Source organism: Bradyrhizobium sp. CCBAU 11357, assembly GCF_028128865.1.
Taxonomy (GTDB): Bacteria; Pseudomonadota; Alphaproteobacteria; order Rhizobiales; family Xanthobacteraceae; genus Bradyrhizobium.
Genome location: NZ_LBJW01000091.1, coordinates 52,324 through 77,551 on the forward strand (window position 1 = coordinate 52,324; position 25,228 = coordinate 77,551).

Here is a 25,228-nt window from a genome sequence, read left to right on the forward strand (position 1 = left end):
ATCTGGCGCAGCGATATCAGCTGCACCCGAACCAGAGTTACGCCTGGAAGAAGCAGCGTCTGGATTAGGCAGCGCGGGGCGTTCGAGAGCAACGGCGACGACGCAGCCGCGCGAGCGCGAGATTGAGAAGCTGCACGCCAGGATCGGCCAGTTGATCATTCCGGCGGGGGTGTTTAGCGAAGAGCCCCGGACCATGAGCGCCCCGGATCACCGCGTGCTCGTCGACCGCAATCATGGAGAGCTGTCGGTGCGTCAGCAGTTCCAGCTGCTCGGCGTCGCGCGCTCAAGCGTTTATCGGCCGCGCTCTGCCCCCAGCGACGATGACGATTCGGCGCTGATGCTGCGGGGCGATGAACTGTTCATGAATTGGCCGTTCCTCGGCTCGGCGGGTGATCGCAATGCTGCGCGCCCGGGGCCATGCCGTTAATCGCAAGCGCGTGCAGCGGTTGATGCGCAAGATGGGCATCGCGGCGCTGGGACCAAGGCCGAACACGACGATGCCGGCGCCGGGCCACAAGATCTATCCTATTTGTCGCGCAACTTGACGATCGACCGGCCAAACCAGGTGTGGGCGGCCGACATCACATATCGGTAGTGCGAGGTCCACAGCGATCTACTGGCCATGATGCCATGTAAACCTGCGGCGGACGTGTAGTGGTACAAAGGCATTGTTTCCTCGATCCTCTTAGTAGAAGAGTTTCGGCCTCGTACTTTGCGACTTCTGCTCCGGGGTCATACGCGGTAATGTCGGGTCTGATCGTGAGATTTCCGCTCGGCCCTAGAGCGCCGACTCTGCGCCGCCTAGAGCGATGAAGACTGTGAGATTTCACGTGGGCACCGGCAAGCACTAACCTTGGTAGGTCCCCCCACGACCCCTCTCCCGCTATAATCCGCTTTATCCCGTGGTGTGACAGCCCTCACGGGAAAGCCGGGTGGTTGGCCTCTTGACGCCGAGGCTGACTACTGAAGTTAGCGGCACGTGATAGGGACAGCGCTTTCCTTGCTCAGCGGAAGGCGTTCAGGGTCACGTCTCCGCTAATTTCCCCCGCCGTGTGAGCGCGGTAGGACATCGCCTGCCGTCAAAGTGACGAGCCGCGCTCGCGCGACTTCAGGACCGATACTGATGAACAAGGGATAACGATCAGTCCTGGTAGTTGTGCTAGGGCGTTCGCCGAATGATACCACACCCCGTCAGCTTCTTCCGCTGCTTGAGGCTGACCGTGGTGAAGTTAGCGGTGCGTGGCAGGGACAGCGCTTCCGACAAAGCGCCGAGTCACGTGCCGCTAACTTCTACTATGGGTCCGCATGGGCGGTGACAATCAACCCTTCAAACCTTCGCTCGTTGAGCTTTGATCGGCACATCACATCCCTGCGGTCGCAAGCGCGTGCGGTGCTTGCAACCAATCAGGCGCGCGCGGCCGATCAGGCTCTGCGCCTGTCAGATCGCCAAGTCGCGACAGTAAAGTAGCCTGCCGCCCTCGCCGATCACCGGCTGGCCGTACTTCCGCATGAAGTATCGCGTCCCCTTGCGTCCACGATCCGACGTGCGGACCACAGCCGACCGAATGGTGCCCATGTTCTCGAACAGCTCGCCGATGATGGCGACCCGGTCGCGAGCGATCTTGCCCTTGTTGGCGATCTCGTAGGCGGCAATGCCGGATGCGCCGGCGGCTTCGATGTATGAGATCATCCGCTCTTCGTCGGTCAGGTTCTTCGAGAGCCGCCGCTTCCCCTTCGGCTGCTCGGCGAACTGCTCTGAGCCAGCCGGGGCAAGATCGGGCTGCGTCTGCGCGACGATGGGCATGGTGTGCGGCCTATCGAGCCAGAGTGCATCACGGAGCGCCGCAACGGGAATGGCGGGGTGTTCCTTGGCGAACGTCCGGCAGAGGTTCATCAGGTTCGTCGCCTCGACCGCGATGGCGAACTTGATCTCGGCCTTGAGCGCCTGATGCTCGTTCCATGCCCCGCCGGGATCGCGGCCGAGCAAGAGCCTGATCTTCAGGAACGTGGGATGCGCCTGAGTGAGGAAGCCAGCCAGTTCCGGATCAATCAACGGCGGCTGCTCGACTCCCCTTGCCCTCGGGCGACCTCGACCGGAACGCATCGCCGCCGGGAACACTCTGCCGTATCCAGCGCGCATCGAGAGCCAGATCAGCTTCTTCCGGTGCAGATACCGCGCGATGGCCTCTGCCTCACTAGGATGGCACGGCAAGGCGCTGGCGAAGCCAACGAAGGACCAACCATCGTCCGGCACCTTGAGGAACGCCGCCTTGGCGTCCCACTCCGACATGACCTTCCTGCGCATCGGATAATATCCACTTCCATCCGTCGAAGTGACAGACTCATCCATCATCCAGCAAAACATCAACTGACGATTCCGGGGTTTCGCTCCTATACATAGACGTAATCCCCTACACACATATCTTCATCAGAATATATTACGACTATATATTTCTATCTTATATATAGGAGATACCCTCCAATGGTCTCGCAGGCCCTATCGAAAGCAGGGGTTTAGTTTTGCGGACGTTTGCGCGCATAACCCAAACCGGCCCCAAAGGATAATATGGAGTTGGCGATTTCCATGCGCGAGATCGGCGTGCTCTTTCCGGCTCGCTAACGATGGGCCAGCGGCCGTCCGTCAAGATGCCTATCAAAACTCTTGCGTGACGGATAATCCGTCGACTATCCATTGATTCCGGCGGGACCAGCGTGATTCATGCCGGACGGGGACGAGAAATCCACAGCGCACATCGCTGATCTGAACAACGCCCTTTCAGGGCGAACGGGAGAGCTTTGTGTATGTCTCAAAAGTATCTCAACACGCCGGGATCGAAGGGCGGTGGCGCTTCGAGTGACGCCGCCAAGAAGATTGTCAGCCGGGCAGCGATGCTCCGCATCGCGATCATCGAACTGATGCTCAACGGCTACCGCCTGACGGCTGACGAGATCGCCAAGCAACTGAAGGAAAGCGTCCTGGCGATCCGTCCGCGCGTCTCGGAACTCGTCAAGATCGGCACGACCGCCGGAAGAACGTCAGCGGCATGACGGCTCACGTCCTTCGCCACAAGGACAGCCTGACCGCCGTCGATCTCCCGCAGCCCACCCCCGCAAAACCGCTTCGCTCCGCGCCGCAGGCAATGCACTCGGATCAGAACGCCTTGTTCAGCTGAAGGGGAGCGCCGTGACCGAATACCTGCTCACGCATCAGGAAAAGATGATCACGCGCCGCGTGCTCGGGCTCGAACACGGCAACTCGATCAGCCGCAACTTCGTCGCCGCTGATGATAACGGCGAAGACATCGGTGTCGCACAGCGCCTTGTCGGCAAGGGCTACATGGTCCGCAACCCCAAACACGATTTCGGCTCGATGCGCGTCTTCGTTGTCACGGCGGCCGGGGCCAAGGCCATAGGCAAGAAGCTGCCGCCCGCCTACGTCGTTCTGTCCGCCGCCGCCTGCCCCCCTCGTCTTGATGTACTTGTGCCCGTTGTGGACGGCCACGATCACATTGGCCTTGTGTTCTTCTTCGACATAGAACTCCCATACACCGTTTTCGATTTCTTTGATCGTGGCATCGACGGATTGCTTCCACCTGGACCCGTCCGAATTTACTCCGACAACGTTTTTGATTCGCTCGTGAGGGTTCTGCCTGTCAGTCTTGTTGATGCATTGAATTCGTATGCGGCTGGTCACTGGGGTCTCTCCCATCTGCAAGAAAAAAGAGCCTCACTGCAAGAAAAAAGAGCCTCAGTTTAGACCTCGGGCGTTGGTTAGTGGCCGACCAATCCTAGTAGGTGTCTCGCATCCTTCTCCGCGCCGAGTCCCGCCCGCACTCCCAGCGACGCGCGGCTATGATGCGACAACCGGTTCTGGTAGTTGTGGCACGGCTTTTTTCGATGAATGTATCCCACCGTCAGCTTCGTCCGCTGTTTTGAGGCTGGCGGTGGAGTTAGCGGCGCGGGATCGGGACAACGCTTTTTTCTCCAGACGGGCGCCGAGCCACGTGGCCGCTAAACTTCAGCCGGGGGCCAACCGATGTATATATTCGAGCGGCAGATCACGGCCCTACGGTCGCAAGCGCTTGAGGTGCTTGCAGCCAATCAGGCCCGGGTCGCCGATCGGTTTTTGAGCCTGGCAGATCGCCAAGTCGCGACATTTGATGCCGAGGAGGCTCAGGCAGTGTTGGGCATACTCGATAGCGTGACGCCCAATCTTAGGCCGAAGGACGCGCGGCGGATCGCTGCACGCATACGCGCGCTTCTAGAGGGGACGAGGTGAGTGTCGCCCGACTCTCTCGGGAGTAGAGGCGGCCAGCCTCGGACTTCGAGGACGGGCTGGCCACCATCGCTTCCGACGCCGTTTGGGCGAACCCGCACCCGGGCTCGTGGGCCTAAGCGGATCATCTGGTGCGGCGATCAAGACAGCGCCGGTTTGAAGCTGCGCGCGGCCATGGCCCAACTGTTCGGCATCGCGCGGTTCTATTTCGTCAACTGGCCCGCAAGTTCAAAGGACGCCAACGATCATCTGCGCAGCGATGGCGCGCAGGCGGTGCGCGAGTTGGTGCTCTATGGCCCGTTGCCGTGGCCGACGAGCGGCCTGTACCGGATGAGCGAGCTGTCGGATCCGCCGCCGATGACGATCTGGCCCCCGGGGTTCAACAGTTGGGGACACCGCTGCAAGCTCGCGGCTGGCACCTTGTGGGTGATGACCGACAGCCGATGCGGACCGCTGGATCAATGAGCACTATCTGTTTATGGCCCATCCCGACCGGTGGCCTGATCTCCAATGGCTGTTGTCGCAGGCGGAGGCTGCTGTGCATCGCCACAGCGTCCGGATTCCTGCAGATCGATCCCTGGAATCGGCTCGAAGCGAGCCGCGAGCCGCGCGAAAGCGAGACCGACTATATCGGCCGGTGCCTGCGCGAGCTGTACAATTTCGCCGTCGACCTCGACTGCCATGTGCAGATCCTCGCGCATCCGGCCAAGGCAGGAGATGGCTACAGGCGCAGCGATCCGCCGGAGCTGGAGCACATCCACGGATCGAAGCACTGGGACAACATGGTCGACCGGGGTTTGTGGTGCATCGGCGTCGGCTGTTCAACGACAAGGGCGAGCGCGAGTTCTACACCGAGCTGCATCACAAGAAATCTCGGTTCGAAGAGCTTGGGTACGCAACCAAGTTCGGACTCGAGTTTCAGAGCGACACCGAGCGGTTTGCCGACTGCAACCTCGCGAAGAGAACGCTCGCAAAGCAGCAACAGCAAGCTATAATGTTTGACGCGGCGAATGACGGATTACGACGCCTATCTGCGATCAGAGCAATGGCGCACCAAGGCGGACGCCGTCATTGAGCGCGAGCACGGCGGTTGCCAGCGCTGCGGCGACTCGGCGTGGGAGATGCATCACCGCGACTATGAGCGAATTTTTCGCGAGCGCCTCGAAGACCTGGAAGCGGTCTGCGCTGACTGCCACAAGCTGGAGCATGGGCTGTCGTCTGCAGCCGACGCTGATCGACAAACACGGAAGCAACAGGCGCATCGTGAACGGCTTATTCGCGAGCTCTATGCGCCAAACAGAGGTAAAACATGGACTGCATTCTGATCCGGCGCGACGATCCGCCGAAACAACCCACTCGAAGAGGCCGTGATGGGGGACGTCGCGCCTTCGGTCTGGTGCGGCCCGCACGTGGGCACGCGTCTCGCCGAGGCGATGCGAACGCTGCGTCTGATCCCGATACGCGCGGTCGGGGGCTATGGCGCTCCGTGGCCTGCCTACACTTACGAGTTCGAGGACTTGCTCGCTCAACAGGCGCAAGGCGAACTCGAGAAAACGATGCGGATGCAGAACCGCACGCGCCTGCTGCCGTCCTTCAGCGATGTCACGCGGATGGAGGCGGCGATCTGCTGGCGCGCCCGCTACCTGCTCGGCCAAATGCATCTGCTCCGGGCGGTCAACTGTGTCGCCCTGGCGCACTCTCTCGAACGCGACGCGGGATGGGTCGCGGTCAAGCGCGGCGGCTATGCCGACACATGGCGGGCGAACCACGATGGCGGTTGCGATGTCATCGCCGATGGTCTGCGCGCCGAATTCGTGCAGGTCTTCTAGGGGTCCGGATGACGGGGTTTGAAATCCCACATGGCGCGGACAGGGAGTACCTGATCGTTTCGGCGTGGCGGCGATCTATATCGCGACGATCCCGCGCGGCGAGCCGTGCATCGTCGGCGTCTCCCGCGACCTCGCCCAGACCTTTGATGGCATCCGGGACAATTGGCCGTGGTCGGAGATCGGCTGCGCGTTCTGGGTCAAGGGATCGCGACACCGCCGAGGCGATCGTGGCCGAGGCGACCGAGGTGCTGCCGCGTGATCCCGAGGGGCGGCTTGCGATCAGGGCCGAGTTCGCCCAGCGCCAAGTCGAGACGGTCGCCGCCCGTTGGAAGGTCACGCTGACGAACCACGATGCTGCGATGTCGCGGGTGCGTGCAGCGGTTCACCATGTGCAAGAGACAATCAACACGCAAACACAACCGGTGGCCTCGCTTGATTCAACGCCGCCTATCGTGCCTGGCGGATCGAGGCAAGACACTTTAGACGCGTCATGAGCTACGCCGAGGCGCTCGCGCGGCTGCGCAAAGCGGTGACTAAGCGGCTGATTACTCTCGAGGTAATCAATTTGGATGCTGATCTCTTGCCCGATTTTTTCCCGAACTGCCAAAACTTCGGCGCGGAAATTTACGTTACGAAGCAAAAACGTGGGTGCTTTTCATCGCGCGTGCATCGGCCACAGCTATGCGCAGATGGCAATCCAGCGGCAAACGTCGAAAGCCTTAGAGCGCGAAGCAACAGCGCTTCTCCGGCGTGAGCCGGGTAAATGGCAGCACCACGCAATGCGATCATTGGCAGCTTGAGCGACCGGGCGGTTGCCAAAAACATTGCGCGAAGAAACTTGCACGATGCAAGCCGCACAGCCATTGCAGACTTCCAGCGGCTGCCCGCGAAGGTGCGCCGCGAACTGACGACGGAATTCAGGCGGGAGCGCGCGGCGAACCCGAAACTGGATTGGAAGTGTTGTTTGGTGGCGCGACGTTGCGAGACATTGGCGTACCAACCATCCTAGCTTCTGCTGTGGGCAGGCGCCGAGGCCAAGCCATGATTACCGGATCGGGCACGCCGTGGCTTTCCCACAACCCGACCACTTCAAGCTGATCCCAGCGGCGGGATCGGTCTTTTTTGATCCTTGTCCATGCCAACACTCGGGGTCGATTTCTCGCAAATCGAGCAGCGGGCCTTGGCTCTCGGCGCGACCGCCGATCAGATGCCCTACATCATGGCGACCACCCTCAACATGGCAGCCGAGAATACCCGGTCGTATCTGATCGAGACGACATGGCCGTCGTCGGTCACCGTCCGCAATCGATCGTTCATGAAGGCCGCGCTGACGACCAAGGATCGCGCGCGACGAAGGGCGATCTGACGGTTGAGATTTACGACAAGCTCGGCGGCGCGAACCTCGCCCTGCATGCCAAGGGCGGCACGCGTCGGGCGAGGGCGGCAACTTTTCGATCCCCTCGTCGGCCAACGTGCAACGGACGAGCGGCGGCCCCGTCAGCCCGCAGCAGCAGCAGAAGAATTTGCGGAGCAGCTTCAAGGGCGGGCGCTTCATTTTCCAGCGCCAGGGCCGATCGACGCGCAGGGCGAAGGGCCGCATCAAGCTGATGTATTCGCTGCGGCCATCGGTCCCGATCCGGCAAGACGTGCCGTTCTACAAGGACTTCGCCGAGGTGATACGGCAAGAGATGACGCTAAACCTCGCAATCGCGGTCATCCGCGCCATGTCCACGCGGCGCCGCTAACGGGGAGAGAACCATGGCAGGCAAGCCGAAAGAGGACGAGCACGAGGACCGGCGCCATGCGGACAAGCCGCCGGCGGATCAAATCGAACAGCAGCAGACGACACCGGATGGTCCCCCGCAGGGCGCGCCGCCCTACAAGGACTAGGCCGTGCTGATCCAGCGCATGGCGCGAGATCGGGCGGTCAACCCTCCTCGATCCCGAGTACCTCGCGCAATGGCGCGCCTACTATCGCAACATCGTCGAGCGATCCGTCGCTTGCACGACGTCTTGAACCCACGCCCACAATGCGCTTGTCTTGCTCGATTACCGGGACCAAGCCGCTCAAGCTCGAACTAATCGAATCGGACAAGTCCCGCGCCCCGGGCATTTTGATCCCTTACGATCGGTCGACCCGGCTAGTCTTCGAGTTCACTCTCAGTCGGTCCGGCCTCGGTATTGATGTCTAAGCTTCGATTTCTCATACGCGTCTCTAGCCGGGCTATTCGGCGACTTATGTCCGCATCTCCGGTCTTATCTCCTGCATCTTTTGACTGAGCTATGGCGGCAACAAAAACGTCGTCTCGGTCCGTCAGCTTCTTTATGGCTCATCCAACCCACAGTAAGCGGTGAGAACAGCCTTATTGAATTCAAAGCGGTCCGCTGCCGCTGCGGCCGCTTCACGCGCCTTTTCCAGAAGCACGACACGATCTTCGTGCATGAGCCCCGACGATCGCACGGCTCTCGCAACCGCCAGCGTCGGGCTTTGTCCTGACCGGGATCAAGGTGAACAAGACCCTTCTGCGGCTACCCGTCGGCACCGTCACGCACAAGATGACGCAGGTGACGGGCAAAAACCGCGGGCCCGGCTTCCCAGGACTGGCGGATCATGGTCGGGTCAGGGCACGCCGCTCGACGGCTACCAGATGCGGTACATCTATTTTCTCGATCCGGTGGCGCGGGCGCGGCTCGTGCCGAAGGAGATCGCCTATGCCGAAATCGAGCGGCGCGGCGCCGGGATGTATCGCGGAATTGCGCGTGGCAAGCAGGCGATGGCCGGGGTCCCCTCGGCACAGCGGCGCGGCAGCGGCGACCGCCACGCTCCAACGTAATCGCGCCAACTTCACCGGCCTCTTAGGACCCGCAGTCAACTACCAACTTTGGCGATTGCTGGACAGACGGACACATGTCAGTCGTCGTCCATACACCGTCAAGGAAGTCGCATTCGAAAGTAGGTCGAGAAGAATGAAAGAATTGTCGCTGGGCGCGATAGCCCTCATCACGCTGGCTGCTCCTGCCTCTGCTGCTGATCTGGCCGCCCGGTCCTACGTCAAAGCGCCTCCGCCGGTCATCCAGATCTACGATTGGAGCGGCTTTTACGTCGGCATCAATGGCGGCGGTGGCTCTGCGCATAAGTGCTGGGACCTAGTCAACGCCAGCGGCGTTGTCGTCGCTCCGCCCCTTGCCATGGGGTGCCATAATGGGACTGGAGGCACGGTCGGTGGTCAAATCGGATACCGCTGGCAAATAGCGAACTCGGTGTTCGGCCTAGAGGCGCAGGGCAACTGGGCCGATTTCAAGGGCTCCAATGCCAACCTTGCTTTCGCAGGCGTCCGGGATGAATCCAAGCTTGATGCACTCGGCCTGTTCACGGGCCAAGTCGGTTATGCCTGGAATAATGTGCTGGTCTATGTGAAAGGTGGGGCTGCAGTCGTCCGTGACAAATACCGGGTCTTCGATTCTACGTCTGGGCTGACTATCGACAACGGCAGCGAAACCCGGTGGGGCGGCACGGTAGGGGCCGGCCTTGAATTTGGCTTCGCTCCGAACTGGTCCGTCGGCATTGAATACGATCACCTGTTCATGGGCCATCGGGATGTCGATTTCTTTTTTTCACCCGGAATCGGGGGTGTTCCGGCGGGCGCTTTTGCAGGGACTGCCCGGATCAGTCAGGACGTCGATATCGGTTTGGTCAGCGTGAACTACCGCTGGGGTAGTGCGATCGCCACGACATACTGATCTTCCCCAGGGCGGAAGCGTTGCATCGCGTGGGAGACGGAAACTGAATATTTCTGGCGCGCTGCTCTCCTCTCAAGCTAGTAGTCATTGATGTTCAAGAATTGACGTAAGGATGTATGTGCGCCTCGGAGCCGAGGTGCCATATGCCATCAATCTCGCTGAGCCACCCCTCGCTGCGGTTCTGGGTTAGTCCACCTCGAGTGGCATGAAAGCCAAATGCGCCCGAAGTCCACGAATTTATCACCGTCGTCACGTATGATGACAAGGGCGATGTGTCAGATCACAAAGCCAATCATTACGAGCCTGCTCGTCTGACCAATGGCACCCGAGCGGTCGACCTCATAAGGATGTCGTTTGATGCGATGTGGCCGATCCATCGTGACATCGGTAATCTATGTTACACACGGTTCGTCGAACTAGCTCCCGATGCAAGAGATTTGCTCGCCGGAGACATCGAGCGGCAACGCATGAAGGTGCTGGATATGATCACCGCGCTGGTCGCCTCGCTCGACGAGAGACCGATCTTCCAATCGCTGATCGCGCTTTCAGGTCACAAACACGCCAGACTTGGCGTTCAGCCAGCGCACCACGTCGCAATGGGAGAGGCCTTGATGTGGAGCCTTGAGTGCAAGGTAGGCGCCTCTTTCACCCCGGAGCTGCGGGACTGTTGGCGGACACTTTACGTCACGGCCCAGAGACCGAGATGCTGCGGTCTGCCGCGAAAACCTAGACCGTGACGCAACTTTGCTGCAGTGCCGAGGGGCGGAGTTGGGACGCTCATTGCACATCGCGTTCGTTAGAAGAGTTCAGCTATTGTGTGGCTTGACCGCGGTAAACGGGATGGCCTTACGATTTGAGCGAAAGCAGCTTTGCGAGTAGCGCCGCGGTCAACAGCGTGGCGTGGCCGTCGGTCGCGATGGCGTAGATGAGGGCGCGCCGAGTAAAGGCGGCGGGATCGTTCTCGATCTGGCGGGCGGCTTGCATTGCGGCGATGACGTCGATCGCTTCTCGATGCGGTACTTGCTGCGACCGAGGAAGATGGATGCGGTGAAATGATCAGCCTTGCGGATCGCCGCGACTGCCCGCGTCTCGATCTCATCAGACGTCACGGCCAACTCAAAGCGATACGGCCGCGACGGCGAGCGAGATGTATTTCGGGATCGGATGGTCGCCCTGCTCATAACCGGCCCATGCGCCGCGCGATCAGCCGATCGCATCGGCGGCCTGTCGCTGCGAATAGCCGAAGCGCGCGCGCCAGTCGGTCAGTGATTGCGGCGTCGCAAACGGCGTGGCGCCGGTCTCTGAATTCGTCATTCCCGGGTCTCCTCATTGGCAGGCCATCGCGGAATGCAGAGGGCCTCGACCCCGAAGACCGGGAAGCTGACCGATCAGCGCCCGGCAATCGGCCGGGCGGCTCGGTAGTGGGCCATATCCCGCCAACGAACGTTGCGCTCAGTCGGATGCGGCGAGCAGCAGCCGCAGCGGAATGATTGTCATGAATGGCGGACATATCCGGCTTTTCGACCATCGAGTAATTTACCAATTGTCCGAATTTGAACCCGTGACCATAAAGGGTGGAGAGTGGTTTGAGCTCCGTGCCAGAAGGGGACACGAAAGGCGCTCTTATCGTTCTTTTGGATAACTACTGTTCTCGGTACGCTTGCAGCTTGTTGCAAGCGATTCATCGCCAGTGCGACGAGCTACGAGTCAGAATACCAATCGCGCGCAGCGCAGCAGCCGCCTTCGCGAGTGGAGTAATCGCCTTGAGGGTTCCGATTTCGTTGCTGGGCATGGTGTCAATTCGTCGCAGCAGTCGCGCGAAGCTGCTGACTTGTCTGTCCAGAAGAGCGACGCGTCGCCCGGTTCAATACTAAGTAGGTACTGCGGCACGGTGACGAGCGCGATTTTTGGGATGCCTTTTAGGTAGACCGGCTGGCCTTCGCCCAACTGAATGAGCGCGTTTGGGGCCGACACTCTCGGCGCTTGCCCGGTTGTACGCCACTCTGATTCGATAAGCGCCGTCAGCTCCGGGTTGGAGGCGTAGAGCCGTTCGGGTTCGGGGTTGCCTGTCGGGCCACAGGTATTTTTGAGAGGATCGTCACGGTATTCCCGAGCACCGAGGTGCTCGATCACCAGACCTGCCACTGCGTGGCGATTTCCCGGACCACCGGCCCACCACCGCGGGTGGTCCCGCAACCAGCGCGAAGTGGCTTGGCCATCGTCAGTGACCGCCGGGATTCGAAGGTGTCCAGCTGTTAACACGAAGATTGCTGTGCGTGCCAACGGTCGAGCGGCGCGCGAGTTCGACCAAACCGATGTGACCGCTCTCCTCGACAATGTTTGTACCGTCTCTGTGGCTTACCACGAGGACAGTTTCGTGGGCTGCGTTGTTACCCTCCACGGCGCCCCATATTGTTCGCATAGTGCTGTCTCGCTCGATCACGGCGTCGACGACGAGCGTCTCCCGCCTCGCCCGCGCCATTTGCCTCGCCTGCACTTCGTAGCGATCACCAAAATAGTGGCTGAAAAGGAGTGTTCCACATGCTGTGGAACATCAGCTCATACATCATGTCGGCAAGCTTGGGCCGTGAAGGTTGTGACTGCAGCTCTGACGAAGGGGCGGGCGATTGTGTGATAGATCTGTGCCTGAAGTTGAGACGCCCGGTCAACAGCACCGAAAGGGAACTCATCGCGATAGTTGTCGTTCAATGCCCGGATGTCCTTGAAGCGTAGAATGTTGATGGTCTTCGCGCCCTGTTGGACGATGCGATCAGCGTGGAGTCTGAATGGGCTGCGGGTGAGCGCGTGCTCGAGTTCTGCATGTTGCGCTTCCATTGACTGGGCCAAGTTGGAGCGCTGGAACGAGTCAGACATGGCCTGACCTCCTCTGTTCTAGAGTCGATGCCGCCCCGTAGTGCTGATTCACGCTGTGGTGCCGGATTGCCTGTCTACGGCGTCTTTCATCCGGCAAACTGCTCGCAAGCGAGGTCAGTGTGACCAAGAAAGCGTAACCTCGAGAGGACGTTTTGCGAGCAGGGGTGACTTTCCACGATGTTCCCGAATCGCTCTATGCAAAGTCGATGCCAGGCATCTTGTTGCTGCCGTGACGAAGTATGGCCAAGCAACTTCCGTCTTCCTGTTCTGCTGCACAGGTTTTGTCTGATCGAAAACCAACACTGGCAGAAATCAGACACTGTGGGTCGTCTTTGTTAGACAGCGGACGTCGCATTCTTAGGGAGCATTCCCCGGGACCACCTATTATTTCAGATGGGTCCTGCTCAATCTTCCAAACTTTCGACTGGTCGCCCGTAGCCATCGCCTCAAATATGTTCTCTCACACATGAGCGCTCAATCAGGAGGCGAGTTGGGACATCGGTTGCTATTACGTCTATGACCACCCGGTCGCTCAGCGCAGTCAGAGGATTGCGCCCAGAATGATCTCAAACATGGAGTTAGAGCATGGCGAATGAGACGAGACTACCCGTCACCAGGAAGGCTAGTGAGCCCGCGTTTCTTCCTGAAGCATGGCGCTCACTCGAAGTATTGCGCAACGAGGTGGATCGCTTGTTCGAAGACTTCTTTGGCGGCGATTTCTGGCGCCGCTCGTTCCCCGCGCACGCTAGTCTTGGAAGGTCGGTTGCCAAGAAGGCCGCCACAAGCCCCGCAGTGGATCTTAGTGAAAGCGACAAGGCTTACGAGATCACAGCCGAACTCCCTGGACTCGATGAAAAGGACATAGAGGTTCAGGTCATCAATGGCGGACTGACCATTAAAGGTGAGAAAAAAGAACACAAGGAAGAGAAGCACAAGGAGTACTACCTCTCGGAGCGCAGTTACGGCTCCTTCACGCGCTACTTCGGCTTACCGGAATGTGTGGAGGCCAGTAAGATTGAGGCCTCTGTCAAGAACGGCGTCCTTAGGGTGACCTTGCCGAAAAATGCGGAAGCTCAGAAGCCGCCCAAGAAGATTGACGTCAAAGCAACCTAGGCACCGACTTGTCCATGCGAGGCAGCGCTTGCGACAATCGCACCGGGCGCCAGAAGTCTAGCGAACACGTCAGGTGGGGGTGACTGCACGCGCCTGCATCTGCCTTGCTCTTCGCGAAGTTGATGCCCATATGGGCGAACGATCGCCTGCTTCGTCGGCCCGAGCAGCGTAGCCGACGACCTGGCGATTACGACGGGCAACTCATCGCCTCGGCCGGTCGCGCTCTAGGTGGTGCGGACTCTTGGGATTTTCAAATCAGTTGGACAGTGTTTCAAGGCTTTCCTTTACTTTAGAAGATGGTTTCTTGCCCCTTTCTGACTTTCGATCGGTTGAACGCGCTAAGCTCTTCACGGGCCATCACCTGAACCATGGTCTCGCTCGATATGAGCAGCTCAAATCAGGAGGCTCATTGGCAGAGGCGTTGCAATGATATTCAAGAAAACCGGTGGGAGAACTCAGAAATGGAAAACGTCTGGGAAGGTCGATCGATTTGGCAGATCCGTCGTTTCCTGCTCTGGCTGTGCTCGTTTGTCCTATGGACAAGTCGCTAATGGCACCAAGGACGACGTGTTCACTTATTTGAAGTGGCGATCTTTTATAACAGCTCTCAATCCAATCCTGAGGATTGACGTTTCCGCCATCCTAGGAACTTTCTCGCCAACGTAGGCAACGGTTCAGGTCGGCGGGTCCGCGCCGGTTTCGCTCGACGATAGCTATAATCAATTCTTCGGCGACGATCACAGCCAGCTCCATTTTTGCCTTAACAATACTCGACGTCCTCGACCGATACTGTCGAGGTGGTTCAGGAGCCATCGCTTTGAAACTATGGGCTAGGCGCTCCTCCGGCATCATCGCGTGCATAGTCTATAATAGTATCCAGGTGGGCGACGATTTCAGCCCGTTGCTCGGTCGGTTTTGGTCGTCAAGCAACGGTATCGCTTGAATAAAGGACTCCTCAATAGGATCATATCAGGTTCCTTTGACTGTGATTGGAAGCAGTGACTCCAGCTCGCACCGTTGGTGCAGATTCAGCGGATTGAAAGGCGGGGACTTCAAGCGGCTTGCCGCTCCTCTTTAAGAAGTACCAGGCTGAGGGTATCTGTAGATTTCTTCGAATTTTCCGTCGACGACATGCCCCACGGCCCATTCCGTGAACAACACCGCGTCATCTAAAGCCACCTTTTCGGCTTTGCCCGTATCGATGTTGAAGTATTCACGGTGATGCCGATCTTGTTGACCGGCGACGAACGCCTTGTTCCCCACGCCGACCAAGGGCACGACCGCCGCAGAAGCTGGCACGGCAGCGCTCGACAGGGCCGGCCTCAGAAGCGCGGTCGGAAAGTGGATAAGTGTTCGGTGTGATATTCCGCCCTGCTGATGTCACGCGATTTGGTCTTGTGGGGCGGGCGTGGCGGGAAAGGTAACCATGCCCTGATTGCCGCGGCCTCCTCTACAAGAATGCCGAATGATCCGCCTTCAATCGAGACATCGAGCTTGACAAACGCACCGGGCGAGATGCTCTGAAATTAGTAAGCACCGCCGCGAGATCGATGTTCATTGGAAATGCTCCAGCCCTTTGGTGCTCAGGGGGCGTTTATGCTCAACCTATGCGGGCGCGAAAGCTATGCGAAGGCCAATCGACTACTTCGGGGGCTAGCCCGGGGCTCGCCAACGGGCGCGGCTGATCGTCGATGTATGGACGGCCGCGCCATCAAAGCTGAGAAAAACGGCCAGCGCGGACGTGATTCGGCGCTCACGCCCCCGAAAGCACTGTCCCTACCATCAGCCGTCGCCCTCGGCAAGGCTGGCCACCTCGGCCCGCTGAGAGGCTGAACTCCCAAAGGGTACTACCAAGTATCGCGGAGAAGAACTGCAAGGCAACCTACCAGGATTGGTCGGCGCCGATCCCATATGTCGTCCGCGATTAGCCGGCTGGTGGGTATGGGTCGTGGCCATATGTCCACTCGATTCTAAATTGGTGGTTTTCGCTTGAACCAGAACCTGAGCGTCGTGCCCCGCCTTTCCGTCCACGTGGGCGGTATCGACGGCGGCGCGGATTGCCTCTTTCTGAGTAGCGTATGGGGCGGAGTGCTTGCCATTTACGAAAACCCTCCATTCGTCATTGTGGAGTGTGACGATATGTTGAATACGAGCCATAAGGTCTTTCTCCCCAGGTTCTGGAAACGCGTGTCCACGCCGGGAGGGAGTTTGCAACCTGACGCGGTCGCCTCAACTACCGGATTGGATGGGGGCCGAGCTGGCCTCTTGCAGGACACATTTGTGTAGCAGGCTCATCGCCACGATGGTGGACCTGAAGCGCGCGTCGGCTTGCCGAGGACCGCTCAGACAGGCGGGCGGCCGAGGAGATCGGGGGAGTCGGCCGATGGATAAGGCGCTAGCAATTGCGTGGGCGTGCATTCTAATCGTCCTGGTGCTGTTCGCCGCGCTGTATCTTCCGTGGTCGTGAGTTCAAGGAAGCAGCGGATTGCCGCGCCGCGCCTGCTTGCCGCAGGCAAGCCAGCGGCAAGCGTTCGTATCAGGCCATCGCGACTTGGCGCGGCGTCTCAGTCTCATTCCATTTGACGCCGCTATGGCGGAAAGCGACGACTTCGGTCGGTGGCTCATCCCTCGCGACGAGCTCCTCAACTATGAGGTTCACTTGGCCTCACTTGGGCTGCACTTTCAGACCCAGCTCGATCAGGCGCCGGATGGGGTTCGGGACGGGTGATCGCCATGCTTTTCTCGCCACGGTCGATGGCAGACAGTTCAAGGTCTTGCCAACGCATGCCGATCTGCGTGTCAGGTATACACTGCGTTCGCAGCACCTCAGCCGGCGCGATCGCGCCCTCAAGTGGCGACCACGCCAGCATGCGCGCGGCGGGGAAATCCGTCCTAAACTCATATTCTTTGACCGTAGTACGGGGCGAGACGATCCGGAAGCGCCAATAGCGGCGTCCACTTGGCTTCTTCCCGTACTCGCGCTCCCACTGCGACGTGTCAATCCGCACATTAGCCATGTTCGGCCTTGACCTCGAAAATCACACTCTGCCCTAACGACCGCGCTTCAGGGCGTCAGCTTCTTCGGCTGGTAGGCGTTGGGCTCGCCGGCAACTTACACGCCGAGTAAACGTCGGCTGACACATCGTGACGGACGGTTGCCCAACCGTGTGGCGGATCGAACAATTTTAGCTCCTGTGGTTGTGCCTCCAAGCGGCGCCTCGGAAATCGCCCATCAATGCGCCCTTTCCAACAACGCGCTGACCAGTCTTGATTGATATCGCTGCCTGCCACGATCAGCATGAGACACGCGGGCAGCAATGCGCCGCAGCGTAGCCGAGTCCAGATCGCTCATTGCCGCGACGCCACCGGGATGCGAGTGCCAATCGCTGAGGTAATCAACGTCACACCCGCTATCCTGAAAAGCCCGCCGAATCTCTGCGAGATGCCAAGCGTGATCAGGCACGAAACAGTGTCGGCCCATGAAGGGCGTGCGGGCCGGGACCGCGAAGGTCGATTACCACCCGGTCTTCCCCCGCGCGCCAGCCGAGGAGAACTCCGCCATTCTCAAGGGGGGCAAGGCCCGGCTCCACAACAGCGTGGATGTGGGGGGCAATCAAACGCTTCCCAGCCGCGGGAGCACACGTACTCCGTTTTCGCCTTGCAGTGTCAGGATATACACTTGCCAGGTGCCGGGGTCGTACTTCCCTTCTGAGACCCATCCGACCGCACTGCGGACGACTTCAAGCGAGACTTCTTGCAGATCAAAGCCTCCTCCGGTGAATGTAGGCGCATCGCACCCGACGCGCTCCGGATGGCCCAGCCGGAAGAGGACGCCCGGAATGGCCGACCCGCTCCGCGCTATAGGTCTTGGTCACCCAGATGCCGATCACCCCGGGATTGCGACGGATCATGTGGCCCGCAGGCTCGAAGTGATCGGGCGGCAGATCCTTTTCGTTGCGCCGCATGCGCGGGTTCGGCAGGAAGGGACAGGCCTGCACCGCATACTCGGCGCATTTCCAATGCGACGGCGGCTCCGAGATGTTGCGGTTGATCGCGCACATCGGCCCGATGGGGAACGCCTTGTAGACACCGAGCGGCTGGCCACAAACCCAGCAGAGCTTGCGATTGACGGCCTGCGTGAGCTTGCCGGGACCGATCACACGGAAATCGGGCTCTCTGTCGATCCACGCGACGAACCAAGGGACATAGAACCCGCTCGCTGACACCCGCAGGCGCTTGAACGCGGTCAGCGCCATTTGACCGGCTCCAGCTTGCAAGGGAACTTGATGCTCCGCGGATCGTCCGGCCTACCTGCCGTCGTGATCATGGCGGTGAAGCCGCACACGTCGCAGACGATGGTGTAATAGCCGCAGCGCTCCGCCGGATACGGCAACGGCGTTTCGCAGAACGGGTTGGCGCCGCGCATCAGATCAAGGTCGACGCCGTCCAGATAATCGGGGTTCGGCGGCTGCGTCGCCTCGCTGCCGCGATCTATCCAGCTCACATGGATCATGGCAGTCCCCACTGCTACATCTCCGGCAGTGAGGCGAACATGGTATCGATGGAATCTAGGTCAACGAGAGTCCGGGTGTCGAATTTGTAGGCCTTGATCCGCTTGGCGCTGATCAGCTCACAGCGCGCGCTGGCGGAAGACCCTGCCGGTGTATTTGGTGACATCTCGACCGTGCTCACGGGCGGCGAGACCGTGCTGGCGGGCTTGCCGGGGCTCGCAGGCAAGGCCGCGAAGGTCGCGGGCACGGCTGGCCGCATCGTCGATCCGCTCAACGTCGTCACCAAGCCGCTCGCCGCCGGCGCCGCCGGAGGGATACCGTTCTTCGGCTAGACGAGAGAGAAGAGACTCGCAATTGCGCCGAATACCAAGGAAAGCCGTTTTGCACTCATTCATCCGATCAACTAAGAGCCTCGCCGCACACCGGCGACACCTTGGCCCCGCAGCCGAGACAGAGCCGTTTTCTTAATCTTGGCGAAGCACTACGTCTGTAATTTCATCGGACTGAAATGAGACGGTGAACGGTATCGCGTACCGCTCACCGGCTCGCCAAAATGTTTGCGCTTAGTTATTGAGCTCCGGGCAGCCTGGGACGTTCCAATCACCGGGGTGACAAATGGGGCGGCATCACGTCGTGACCTCCCGAAGTCGCACATGCTTCTTCAAGGGTCAATTCGTTCACGCCATAGGCTGATACATCGCTTTCCATGCTTTCTCCTTTCGCACTCTTGCCGGTCAGCAACTGCTGCTGCCGAGAACGCAGGAGACGCAAGCCTCGGGCCAACCGCGCGCAGCATTTGCAGCTTGACAGGGCACGTGCAGCAGGCCGCTCGACCATCACGTTGCGAACACGACCAATCGAACAGTCGGGAACACGACATGCGCCAAGAAGGCAGCGGGCGTCACAGGGATGCGGATCGGGCGAAACCGCTGCACCATGGTTAGTTTCGCGCCTCAATACACCAAGGAGTTCCTTTGACGCTCATCCTGTGGCACAGTCGCGACGATCAGAGCCGTCCGCTGCTCGGACCGTCGCGAAGCGGCCGCGAGACCGAGGACTTTCTCCGTGGCTCTCACCTTGATATCCCAGCGGAGCCGTCGAGGCGTTGCGCCGATAGTGGATGCAGGATCCGCCACGCACGTTGATGACCGCGGACGTGGGAGCTCATACCGCTGACTCACGAGCCCGTCGCCGCGCCTCACAAAACCGTTGAGATCCCTCGCAAAAACGAGTGAATCACGCCTCATCCGACCCTTTCGCATCGGCCTCAAAGCAGCTCCTTAGCCACGCTCCAGCGCTGCCGCTCGAAAAGACGGCGGTAGATGCCGCTGTTTAGATGAATTAGCGCGGCGTGGTCGCCCTCCTCGATGATACGGCCGCGATCGAAGACGAGTAGCCGATCGAGCGCGCGCACCGTCGAGAGCCGGTGCGCGATGATCAGCGTGGTGCGCCCGACCATTAGCCGCTCCATCGCGTTCTGGATCAGCACTTCCGACTCCGTATCAAGGCTCGAGGTTGCCTCGTCCAGAATTAGAATCGGCGCGTCCGCAAGGAAGGCGCGCGCGATCGCCACCCGCTGGCGCTCGCCACCGGAAAGCTTTATGCCGCGCTCACCGACCAGCGTACCATAACCCTTCGGCAGGCGCGCGATGAATTCATGCGCGCTGGCGAGTTGTGCTGCCTCCTCAATCTCGGCCTGGCTGGCGCCGGGCTGGCCGTAAGCTATGTTCTCGGCTAGCGTTCGGTGGAACAAGAGGCATTCCTGCTGCACAACCGCAATCTGAGAGCGCAGCGAAGCCTGCGTCACCTTCGAAATGTCTTGCTCATCGATCTGGATCCGACCGCCGTTCACGTCGTAAAGCCGCTGGATGAGCTTCACAAATGTGGTCTTGCCGGAGCCGGAGGGGCCGACCAGACCGACCCGTTCGCCGGCCTTTATCGACACTGAGAAGTCCCTGAAGAGCGGCAATCCATCATTTCCATAGTGAAAATGGACTTTCTTAAAATCGATGCGACCCTTCATGATCCGGATCTGCTTAGCCTCGGGACAATCAGCAATGTCGAGCGGCTGTCTCTGGATATAGACCAGCTCCTCCATATCATTCGCTGAGCGCTGCACGTTGCGGATGTGCACGCCCACGTCGCGCAGGTAGCCCTGCAGCACAAAGAAAGAGGTAAGCACGAGGGCGATATCGCCCGCGGTTGCCTGGCCGCGTGAGCACAGAAGCAAGGCATAGCAGATCACCGCCGCCCGGAGCGCGAGCAGAGTTACGCCTTGCATCGTGCCGCTGATCGCTCCACGCACCCAGCTCCGACGCATCCGACGTCGCCACTTCGCGATGACCTTTGCGAGGCGCTCGTTTTCCCGTTGTTCGGCTGCGAAGCCTTTGACCACCGGGTTGCAACTGATCGCGTCGGCGAGCGCGCCGCCAAGCCTGCTATCCCAGCTGTTCGCAAGGCTTGCCGACGGCGCGATATATCTGAGTGATAGCGTGATCGTCAATCCGACATAGGCGAGAGAGCCGCAGGCAATGATAAGGCCCATCATCGGCCAGTGCCAACCGAGCAGCACGGCCGAACCGATGAGCATGATGAGCGAGGGGAACAACGCGATGAGGATCGTGCTGTTCAATAGGTCGAGCGCGCCCATGCCGCGCGTGATCTGGCGTACCGTCGAGCCGGTGAAACCGTTGGCATGCCAATCGGTCGAAAAGCGCTGGACCCGATCAAATGCGTCGCTCGAGATGCCGCACAACATCTTCAGCGTCAGATCGATCATGCAGGTGAAGGCAACGTGACGCATAACAATGGCTCCGAGTGCGAGCCCAACCAGCATGTAGAACGCGGCAAGCGCGGCATGCCATGCGACGGCCTCCGTTGCAGCTCCGTTTGCAACTGCGTCGACCAGCCGGCCCGTATAGAGCGGCGTCAGCACGTCAGCCAATGTGCAGGCGAACATCGCGATCATGATAATCGCGACCCGGGCCGGCTGCCAGCTCCAGTGGCTGCCAGTGAAGGCGAGAACGTCGCGAAAAGCGTCGACGCGCGGGCCAATATGGAAACGGCTCATGGTCTATACAATCGCATCCATGCGATCGGTCCCAGGAAAGCTGAAATGGAAACTCCGCGCAAAGACGCGACCATATGTTGGTTCCTTCTTCGCATCGATTGCGAAATCGCTATCGGGTCGACCAGCTCCGCCGATCGTCCGTTGCTCCACCCGTGTCACTTGGCGTACCAACCTCCAACCGGCGCTGGATGAAAGTTCCGTGGAAGCCATCGTAAACCGACGCCAGCACGGCAACGCCGGTGTTGACTTCCACCGTCGAAAACATCTCAGACATAGGCGCATGCCTAGGACCAGGCCTAGCTCCTCCGGCTAACGCGGGTGTCCGGTGAAAACGGGGTGAAGTTCAGCGTGTTTGTTGGCGAACCATTCAAGGCTCTTGATAACATGCGTGCCAGAACATCGCGGTTTTCTGGGTTGCTCATCATCGTTACGTGATTGCCTGGAATTGAAACTGCATGAATGGCCGCCCCACTCAAAACGCGGTCCCAGCCGCGCATGATCGATCTTGCCTCTGGGCTTGGACAGCCCCAATGAATTGGGATGATATGGCCCAAAGTTTAAGGCACGCGTCATCGCTGACAGATCTTGCGCGGGCCGATCCCATCGCAGACAGCCTGCCGCATCCGGGCGTCTACGTCTCGGAAAGCAGCTCCGGCTCATCAGCGCCTGCGAATAGGTAGTAAGCCCTCCCTTCGCTAAGCCAGTTAAAAGCTCACGGAAGCCCTCTATCGCGACTTCATAACATTTGAGGTTCAGGGTCAGCGTCGTGTCGATGGGCGCAATCAGCACTTGGCGCTGAACCACGATGTCTCCCGTATCAACGCCATCATCGATCCGATGCCATGTGATGGCGTAGTCGGTCTCCTGCGCCAGCAGCGCCCAGGACGTCGCGCGCGTTCCCGCATATCGTGGCAGTGGACCGTCGTGGTAATTAAAAGCACCTCGACGAACCCGCCCCAATACATCCGCTGGCAATATGAACGGATTGGCAACTGAGAAAATCAAATCTACAGGCGCTTCCTTCAAAAAGGAAGAGAGCTCTTCAACGCTTGCTACAGACGGGATGTTCGAACGAACAGCCCAATCGCGGAATACGCCGTCGGCACACAACGCTGCACCAATGACGTGGCCCATCTCAATTGCCAGCTGAGCGCATCTGATAGCTAGCGTACCACTGCCGGCAACGACGGTAGAGGAGATCGATCGCGCTTCAGGTAGCCTGCCCTGCTCGCCTGGTTGACAGGCGCTCCCGCGCGCCGGAGATGCCCGATATGTCATCTTCACCGCTCCTGCAGTCCATCCATGAAGTTCGGCGTTCCCACCATGGGCGTCGCGCCACGTAGCGACTCAAATCAGCCACACTGGTTCAATTTGCTCGGGATAACCGCGCCCGCAGTCGCTTGCACAATATGGGGGGGGGGGGGATATTGGCGGTGCCCAAACTCTGGCGCGCAGCCCAGATCCTCTCAATGTCGCGGGCAGGCCCCACGCCTCCAGATATCGTCTCCGGCAGAATCGCAGCTGCCACCTTAGCCTGGTCTGAGTTTCCGGTGAGCGAGATCATCGGACGACTTCTCCTCAGTCAATGCGCCTTTATAGGGCGATTAAGCATGTATCGTGCCAAAGGAGAAATCGTTCTCTGTCAATATACTAGCCCTAACACTGCGATTCCACTCATCCGACGTTGTCGGACATCTAACGTACTTGCGTTATCCACCCCGATTGGATTCGCCAGCTCCGTTCGCAGCCACAAATGACACCTCGACGAAGTCGCTATCTCGATTCCGGCGAGCAACATTGGTTCTGACGCGCTGTCGACCAAAATGGCCTCGTTCTCGACCTCGTGATCGAGCGCCAATGAGATTGGCGCGCTGCGCAGCGGCTCATGAAGAAGCTCTTGAAATCCACCGACACGTCGCCCCGCGTGATGATGATCAGCGACAAGCTCCGTTCGTACGGTGCTGCAGGGGCGAAGATGGCCTTTCACGTCCGCAGCACAAATCTCTCAACAATCGGGTCCGAGAATTCTCATCAGCCGGCCTGGCGACGCGAGCGGATCATGACGCGGTCGAATCGGTCCGTCGGCCTCAACGGTTCCGTCAGTTGAGATCGGGTCGCAAAATTTCCCACGTCCCCATCCCGGGTTCGTCGCTGTCGACTTCCGTCGAGCTTCGCGCCAGCGAGCCTTTGCGACTTGCCGTGAGATCTCCACGACAAACGCTATCGCCGAATCAATCGTCGATTTGAAGAGAATGCGCGACAGCAAGGCAGCAGGGAAAAGAGGAGCCCCTCTGTCTCGGATCGCGACCGAAGTGGTGCGTCGGACCGGTGCGACGCGCTGGCGGGTTTACGATTCGCACGGCTGCAATGCGCCACTCTGTCCCAAGCGTCATCGCAAAGGGCACGACGAGAACGACCCGTCCTGCGGTCGCGGATAGCTATGATCGCCACTGCAGACAGGCTCGTCGGCCACACTTCTACATCCACAATGGCGACGATTCTGCCTTCGTTTGCGACCGCGGCTGAGTTCTTAACAGCCTGCTCTCATGTTTGCTGTCAATGGACTCGATCAAGCGGAGCCGCTTCCGGCTGAGCGCCCGGACGCTGGACTTCGAAGGAGCCCACGGCAGGAACCAAGGGCCAAAGACGACGGTTGATCAGGCTCTCATGCGCGGGTTGGCTACCGCATGATCGTGGTTTCGTCTTGGGGCTCGCTCGGTCTAAGGGGCGAGCGTCAGCAATGCCGGCTCATAACGGGCCACGACGAATCCCATCGCGTCCTGCCTCCTGCCCGGGGCACCGATATGGTGGAGCAGCGCTCTTCAGGCGATCAGCCCGAGTTGTACTTGACGAGTCATCGCCCACAGGAAGCCGACCATCTCGCGTGCAATCGCGGTGGTGATGATCACCGTGGGTTTGCTGGCCGCCGACAAGCGGCGATAGCGGGCGCGCACAGCCTGACCTGGGCCTTCCAGGCGATATCGCGAATAGCTTGAGGCAGACGCTCGTTACGGTCATGGAGCTTGCGACTGACGCGGGCTTGCATGCGATAGGTCCATACCTCCTCAATCAGAGCCCGCCCGTCCAGAGCGTTGCCATCCTTGGTGATGCCGCCGCGTCGGATGGTTGCGCCGCTCGAATACTCCGACGGCACGAGACCGAGAAAGGCCATCAACTGACGGGGGTTGTCGAAGCGAGAGAAGTCGCCAACCTCGGCAACCACCGTCACGGCAACGATGAAGCCGACGCCGAGCATGGCCTGCACGGCCTCTACGAATGGCGTCATTGACCATTGTGGCGCCAGCTCCTCGATCAGCTTGGTCAAGCAGTCCACACGGGCCTCAGCGTCGGTCACGCCATGAATGTAGTTCCTGCAGAACGAATTGGCTCGCCGGGTGATTGAAGCGCACGTGGTGTGCAAGCGACGATACGCCGGAGTCCCCCCTCTTCCATGACGGTATCTGCCATGGCAGTGAGGCCGAGTGCGCGCAGGCGTTCGACGGTCGGATGAATGAGCACGATGATCTCCTGATCACTTGTAGTAACCGCGGCCGCGGATGTTGGCGTGGAAGAGGATGGGTGCGTCCTGGGTCGGAGGCGCGGTTTTGTCTGTGGCGTTCTTGAGGATGGCAGCGACCGATTTGTAGGAACGGGCATTGAGCAAAAGGGCACGGGCGCAGGCGGCGTCGACGCGCTCCTGGCCATAGCGTTTGACCAGCCCGAGAATGCCGATGGCCGAGCGGAAGCCCTGCTCCCGATGCGGCCGCGAACGCAGGATGACGTCGATCAGGTCTCGGCGTCGGGCCCCACCTTG

General features: G+C 59.9%; 31 protein-coding genes and 2 pseudogenes. 18 read left to right on the forward strand and 15 right to left on the reverse strand.

The window, feature by feature from the left end; translation table 11 throughout:
* The first annotated feature begins 151 nt into the window (after window positions 1-151).
* Together XI05_RS12530 and XI05_RS39765 are read left to right on the forward strand one after the other, a co-directional pair.
* The gene (locus XI05_RS12530; RefSeq protein ID WP_271501902.1) at window positions 152-427 is read left to right on the forward strand and encodes a hypothetical protein; all 276 of its coding nucleotides are present in this window, start codon (window positions 152-154) and stop codon (window positions 425-427) included.
* Window positions 399-545, forward strand: coding sequence for an IS3 family transposase (locus XI05_RS39765; protein ID WP_442869265.1), 147 nt, complete (start codon window positions 399-401; stop codon window positions 543-545). Before XI05_RS12530 ends, XI05_RS39765 begins: the two co-directional genes overlap by 29 nt.
* A gap of 893 nt (window positions 546-1,438) precedes the next feature.
* Here the strand turns inward: XI05_RS39765 and XI05_RS12535 are convergent.
* The gene (locus XI05_RS12535; RefSeq protein WP_271501904.1) at window positions 1,439-2,365 is read right to left on the reverse strand and encodes a hypothetical protein; all 927 of its coding nucleotides are present in this window, start codon (window positions 2,363-2,365) and stop codon (window positions 1,439-1,441) included.
* Window positions 2,366-2,802: 437 nt separating this feature from the next.
* On the opposite strand from XI05_RS12535, the gene XI05_RS12540 reads away from it, so the two are divergent.
* A complete protein-coding gene (locus tag XI05_RS12540) occupies window positions 2,803-3,048 on the forward strand; it encodes a hypothetical protein (protein WP_271501906.1) in 246 nt (81 codons plus the stop codon).
* Between the two features lie 103 nt (window positions 3,049-3,151).
* Here the strand turns inward: XI05_RS12540 and XI05_RS12545 are convergent, their stop codons facing one another.
* Entirely contained in the window at window positions 3,152-3,709 is a 558-nt protein-coding gene (locus XI05_RS12545; protein WP_271501950.1) for a DUF3892 domain-containing protein, read from the reverse strand.
* A 741-nt stretch (window positions 3,710-4,450) separates the two neighbouring features.
* Here XI05_RS12545 and XI05_RS12550 point away from each other — a divergent pair.
* Entirely contained in the window at window positions 4,451-4,741 is a 291-nt protein-coding gene (locus tag XI05_RS12550; RefSeq protein ID WP_271501908.1) for a hypothetical protein, read from the forward strand.
* Between the two features lie 11 nt (window positions 4,742-4,752).
* Here XI05_RS12550 and XI05_RS12555 read toward each other — a convergent pair whose 3' ends face one another.
* Both XI05_RS12555 and XI05_RS12560 read right to left on the reverse strand, forming a co-directional pair.
* A complete protein-coding gene (locus XI05_RS12555; protein WP_271501910.1) occupies window positions 4,753-4,959 on the reverse strand; it encodes a hypothetical protein in 207 nt (68 codons plus the stop codon).
* A 38-nt stretch (window positions 4,960-4,997) separates the two neighbouring features.
* Entirely contained in the window at window positions 4,998-5,264 is a 267-nt protein-coding gene (locus XI05_RS12560; protein WP_271501912.1) for a hypothetical protein, read from the reverse strand.
* 22 nt (window positions 5,265-5,286) lie between these two features.
* On the opposite strand from XI05_RS12560, the gene XI05_RS12565 reads away from it, so the two are divergent.
* The 11 genes from XI05_RS12565 to XI05_RS12615 all read left to right on the forward strand — a co-directional run bounded on the left by XI05_RS12565 (window position 5,287) and on the right by XI05_RS12615 (window position 10,583).
* The gene (locus XI05_RS12565) at window positions 5,287-5,601 is read left to right on the forward strand and encodes an HNH endonuclease signature motif containing protein (RefSeq protein WP_271501914.1); all 315 of its coding nucleotides are present in this window, start codon (window positions 5,287-5,289) and stop codon (window positions 5,599-5,601) included.
* A gap of 45 nt (window positions 5,602-5,646) precedes the next feature.
* Complete coding sequence (locus tag XI05_RS12570; RefSeq protein WP_271501916.1) at window positions 5,647-6,105, forward strand: hypothetical protein; 459 nt, start codon at window positions 5,647-5,649, stop codon at window positions 6,103-6,105.
* 227 nt (window positions 6,106-6,332) lie between these two features.
* Window positions 6,333-6,599 (forward strand): hypothetical protein, encoded by a 267-nt coding sequence (locus tag XI05_RS12575; protein WP_271501918.1) that lies wholly within the window; start codon window positions 6,333-6,335, stop codon window positions 6,597-6,599.
* The gene (locus XI05_RS12580) at window positions 6,596-6,859 is read left to right on the forward strand and encodes a hypothetical protein (RefSeq protein ID WP_271501919.1); all 264 of its coding nucleotides are present in this window, start codon (window positions 6,596-6,598) and stop codon (window positions 6,857-6,859) included. Before XI05_RS12575 ends, XI05_RS12580 begins: the two co-directional genes overlap by 4 nt.
* Window positions 6,860-6,868: 9 nt before the next feature.
* The gene (locus XI05_RS12585; protein WP_271501920.1) at window positions 6,869-7,114 is read left to right on the forward strand and encodes a hypothetical protein; all 246 of its coding nucleotides are present in this window, start codon (window positions 6,869-6,871) and stop codon (window positions 7,112-7,114) included.
* Between the two features lie 126 nt (window positions 7,115-7,240).
* The gene (locus tag XI05_RS12590; protein WP_271501921.1) at window positions 7,241-7,471 is read left to right on the forward strand and encodes a hypothetical protein; all 231 of its coding nucleotides are present in this window, start codon (window positions 7,241-7,243) and stop codon (window positions 7,469-7,471) included.
* Between the two features lie 106 nt (window positions 7,472-7,577).
* A complete protein-coding gene (locus XI05_RS12595) occupies window positions 7,578-7,850 on the forward strand; it encodes a hypothetical protein (protein WP_271501922.1) in 273 nt (90 codons plus the stop codon).
* Between the two features lie 13 nt (window positions 7,851-7,863).
* A complete protein-coding gene (locus XI05_RS12600) occupies window positions 7,864-7,995 on the forward strand; it encodes a hypothetical protein (RefSeq protein ID WP_257187513.1) in 132 nt (43 codons plus the stop codon).
* Between the two features lie 758 nt (window positions 7,996-8,753).
* Window positions 8,754-8,939, forward strand: coding sequence for a hypothetical protein (locus XI05_RS12605; protein ID WP_271501926.1), 186 nt, complete (start codon window positions 8,754-8,756; stop codon window positions 8,937-8,939).
* Window positions 8,940-9,072: 133 nt separating this feature from the next.
* Entirely contained in the window at window positions 9,073-9,846 is a 774-nt protein-coding gene (locus tag XI05_RS12610) for an outer membrane protein (RefSeq protein ID WP_271501928.1), read from the forward strand.
* Between the two features lie 482 nt (window positions 9,847-10,328).
* Window positions 10,329-10,583 carry a globin domain-containing protein gene (locus tag XI05_RS12615; RefSeq protein ID WP_442869267.1) on the forward strand — a complete coding sequence of 85 codons (255 nt, stop codon included), beginning with the start codon at window positions 10,329-10,331 and terminating at the stop codon, window positions 10,581-10,583.
* 109 nt (window positions 10,584-10,692) lie between these two features.
* Here the strand turns inward: XI05_RS12615 and XI05_RS12620 are convergent, their stop codons facing one another.
* The 3 genes from XI05_RS12620 to XI05_RS12630 form a co-directional block, all read right to left on the reverse strand.
* Entirely contained in the window at window positions 10,693-10,830 is a 138-nt protein-coding gene (locus XI05_RS12620) for a hypothetical protein (protein WP_271501930.1), read from the reverse strand.
* Between the two features lie 723 nt (window positions 10,831-11,553).
* On the reverse strand, window positions 11,554-11,991 hold the full coding sequence (locus XI05_RS12625) for a hypothetical protein (protein ID WP_271501932.1): 438 nt from the start codon (window positions 11,989-11,991) through the stop codon (window positions 11,554-11,556).
* Window positions 11,992-12,405: 414 nt separating this feature from the next.
* Window positions 12,406-12,720, reverse strand: a complete 315-nt coding sequence (locus XI05_RS12630) for a hypothetical protein (protein ID WP_271501934.1) — start codon at window positions 12,718-12,720, stop codon at window positions 12,406-12,408.
* Between the two features lie 585 nt (window positions 12,721-13,305).
* On the opposite strand from XI05_RS12630, the gene XI05_RS12635 reads away from it, so the two are divergent.
* Window positions 13,306-13,833 (forward strand): Hsp20/alpha crystallin family protein, encoded by a 528-nt coding sequence (locus tag XI05_RS12635; protein WP_271501936.1) that lies wholly within the window; start codon window positions 13,306-13,308, stop codon window positions 13,831-13,833.
* Between the two features lie 1,074 nt (window positions 13,834-14,907).
* Here XI05_RS12635 and XI05_RS12640 read toward each other — a convergent pair.
* From XI05_RS12640 to XI05_RS12650, 4 genes are all read right to left on the reverse strand, one after another.
* Window positions 14,908-15,132 carry a hypothetical protein gene (locus tag XI05_RS12640; protein ID WP_271501938.1) on the reverse strand — a complete coding sequence of 75 codons (225 nt, stop codon included), beginning with the start codon at window positions 15,130-15,132 and terminating at the stop codon, window positions 14,908-14,910.
* Between the two features lie 483 nt (window positions 15,133-15,615).
* Window positions 15,616-15,990 carry a DUF2188 domain-containing protein gene (locus tag XI05_RS39770; protein ID WP_442869266.1) on the reverse strand — a complete coding sequence of 125 codons (375 nt, stop codon included), beginning with the start codon at window positions 15,988-15,990 and terminating at the stop codon, window positions 15,616-15,618.
* A 1,604-nt stretch (window positions 15,991-17,594) separates the two neighbouring features.
* Window positions 17,595-18,089, reverse strand: a complete 495-nt coding sequence (locus tag XI05_RS12645) for a hypothetical protein (protein WP_271501940.1) — start codon at window positions 18,087-18,089, stop codon at window positions 17,595-17,597.
* Window positions 18,080-18,358, reverse strand: a complete 279-nt coding sequence (locus XI05_RS12650) for a hypothetical protein (protein ID WP_271501941.1) — start codon at window positions 18,356-18,358, stop codon at window positions 18,080-18,082. Before XI05_RS12650 ends, XI05_RS12645 begins: the two co-directional genes overlap by 10 nt.
* Window positions 18,359-18,439: 81 nt before the next feature.
* On the opposite strand from XI05_RS12650, the gene XI05_RS12655 reads away from it, so the two are divergent.
* Entirely contained in the window at window positions 18,440-18,676 is a 237-nt protein-coding gene (locus XI05_RS12655) for a hypothetical protein (RefSeq protein WP_271501942.1), read from the forward strand.
* Window positions 18,677-19,611: 935 nt separating this feature from the next.
* Here the strand turns inward: XI05_RS12655 and XI05_RS12660 are convergent.
* Window positions 19,612-21,414, reverse strand: a complete 1,803-nt coding sequence (locus XI05_RS12660) for an ABC transporter ATP-binding protein (protein WP_271501944.1) — start codon at window positions 21,412-21,414, stop codon at window positions 19,612-19,614.
* A 309-nt stretch (window positions 21,415-21,723) separates the two neighbouring features.
* Window positions 21,724-22,548 (reverse strand): formyltransferase family protein, encoded by an 825-nt coding sequence (locus XI05_RS12665; protein WP_271501946.1) that lies wholly within the window; start codon window positions 22,546-22,548, stop codon window positions 21,724-21,726.
* Window positions 22,549-23,171: 623 nt separating this feature from the next.
* On the opposite strand from XI05_RS12665, the pseudogene XI05_RS12670 reads away from it, so the two are divergent.
* A pseudogene (locus XI05_RS12670) lies at window positions 23,172-23,648 on the forward strand (DDE-type integrase/transposase/recombinase); the annotation flags it as partial.
* A 671-nt stretch (window positions 23,649-24,319) separates the two neighbouring features.
* Here the strand turns inward: XI05_RS12670 and XI05_RS12675 are convergent.
* Both XI05_RS12675 and XI05_RS12680 read right to left on the reverse strand, forming a co-directional pair.
* Window positions 24,320-24,739: a transposase gene (locus XI05_RS12675; RefSeq protein WP_271501948.1), complete on the reverse strand. Its 420-nt coding sequence runs from the start codon at window positions 24,737-24,739 to the stop codon at window positions 24,320-24,322.
* Window positions 24,740-24,946: 207 nt separating this feature from the next.
* Window positions 24,947-25,228: pseudogene (locus XI05_RS12680) on the reverse strand (IS21 family transposase); the annotation flags it as partial.